The organism is Pseudomonas sp. 30_B, from assembly GCF_017491605.1.
Classification (GTDB): domain Bacteria; phylum Pseudomonadota; class Gammaproteobacteria; order Pseudomonadales; family Pseudomonadaceae; genus Pseudomonas.
The window spans coordinates 1-247 of the sequence record NZ_JAFGYY010000462.1 but is presented as its reverse complement, the minus strand read 5'-3'; the positions used below and the strand labels follow the sequence as shown (position 1 = coordinate 247).

The following is a 247-nucleotide window of genomic DNA, read 5'->3' as shown; positions in this document are numbered from 1 at the left end:
ATCATGCTGGTGACCCTGATCGGCGGCCTGCTGTTCATCATCGCCGCCTACTTCGGCCAGCTGGTATTCCCGGAGTGGACGACCCTGACGGACGCCGACTCCGCCTCGCTGGACGTGATGCGCCGCACCGGACATCACCAGCGGGAAGCTGAAGTGCTCGTCATAGATCGGCGTGAGCAGCGAAACCGGCTCGGCCTGTCCGTTCAGGTGGCTCAGCGAGAGCGCGATGAACACCACGAGGAATACC

General features: G+C 63.6%; 1 pseudogene. It reads left to right on the top strand.

Annotation, left to right across the window (positions count from 1 at the left end):
• Positions 1 to 247: pseudogene (locus J5M67_RS29110) on the top strand (hypothetical protein); the annotation flags it as partial.